The organism is Streptomyces sp. NPDC058464, from assembly GCF_042721035.1.
Lineage (GTDB): Bacteria > Actinomycetota > Actinomycetes > Streptomycetales > Streptomycetaceae > Streptomyces.
In genome coordinates, this window is sequence record NZ_JBHXMA010000118.1 from 1 (window position 1) to 1549 (window position 1549).

Consider the following 1549-nt stretch of genomic DNA (forward strand, 5'->3'; position numbering starts at 1 on the left):
GCCTTCGAGGCCCGGGCCGTGCTCGCCGCCACCCTCTCCCCCACCTGGGGCATCTACAGCGGCTACGAACTCTGCGAGAACACCCCCCTCAGAGAGGGCAGCGAGGAGTACCTCGACTCCGAGAAGTACCAGCTCAAGCCACGCGACTGGACGGCCGCCGACACCGCCGGCATCGCCCCCCTCATCACCCGCCTCAACACAATCCGGCGCCGCCATCCCGCGCTCCGGCACCTGCGTAACCTGACCTTCCACCACACGGACAACGACTCCGTCATCGCGTACAGCAAGCGCACCGGGTCGGACACGGTTCTGGTGGTCGTCAACCTCGATCCGCACCACACCCAGGAGGCCACGGTCTCGTTGGACATGCCGCAACTCGGCCTGGACTGGAACGCCGTCCTGTCCGTGCAGGACGAACTGACGGGTGAGACCTACTCATGGGGCAGGACCGGTTTCGTGCGCCTCTCCCCCGGCCGGACGCCGGCGCATGTGCTCCAGGTAGGGCGGCCGACACCAGCGAACGGAGGGCCCAGCGCGTCATGACTGTCAACGACCCCGTCCCGGACACCTTCGAGGACACCCCCGCCAAGGACCGGGATCCGGACTGGTTCAAACGGGCCGTCTTCTACGAGGTCCTGGTCCGCTCCTTCCAGGACAGCGACGGAGACGGCATCGGCGACCTCAAGGGCCTGACCGCGAAACTCGACTATCTGCAGTGGCTCGGTGTCGACTGCCTCTGGCTGCCGCCGTTCTTCAAGTCCCCGCTGCGGGACGGCGGTTACGACGTCTCCGACTACACCGCCGTCCTCCCCGAGTTCGGCGACCTCGCCGACTTCGTGGAGTTCGTCGACGCCGCCCACCAGCGCGGCATGCGCGTCATCATCGACTTCGTCGTGAATCACACCAGCGACCAGCACCCGTGGTTCCAGGAGTCCCGGAAGAACCCGGACGGGCCGTACGGCGACTTCTACATGTGGGCCGACGACGACAAGCAGTACCAGGACGCGCGGATCATCTTCGTCGACACCGAGGTCTCCAACTGGACCTTCGACCCCGTGCGCGGCCAGTACTACTTCCACCGCTTCTTCTCGCACCAGCCCGACCTCAACTACGAGAACCCGGCGGTGCAGGAGGAGGTGCTGGCGGCGCTCCGGTTCTGGCTGGACCTGGGCATCGACGGGTTCCGGCTGGACGCGGTGCCGTATCTGTACGCGCAGGAAGGCACCAACTGCGAGAACCTGCCGCCCACCCACGAGTTCCTGAGGCGGGTCCGCCGTGAGATCGACGCCATGTTCCCGGACACCGTGCTGCTGGCCGAGGCGAACCAGTGGCCGGAGGACGTGGTCGACTACTTCGGGGCCTACGACAAGGGCGGCGACGAGTGCCACATGGCGTTCCATTTCCCGGTGATGCCGCGGATCTTCATGGCCGTCCGCCGGGAATCCCGCTACCCCGTCTCGGAAATCCTCGCCAAGACCCCCGCCATCCCCTCCGGCTGCCAGTGGGGCATCTTCCTGCGCAACCACGACGAGCTCACCCTCGAAATGGT

2 protein-coding genes are annotated in these 1549 nt (G+C 66.6%); both read left to right on the forward strand.

What is annotated here, in order from left to right:
• A partial coding sequence (locus tag ACFWPQ_RS51925; protein WP_384052193.1) for an alpha-glucosidase C-terminal domain-containing protein occupies positions 1 to 543 on the forward strand: 543 nt, incomplete at its 5' end.
• Positions 540 to 1549 (forward strand): alpha-amylase family glycosyl hydrolase (locus ACFWPQ_RS51930; RefSeq protein ID WP_384052195.1); only part of this gene is annotated, 1010 nt, incomplete at its 3' end. The genes ACFWPQ_RS51925 and ACFWPQ_RS51930, both read left to right, overlap by 4 nt.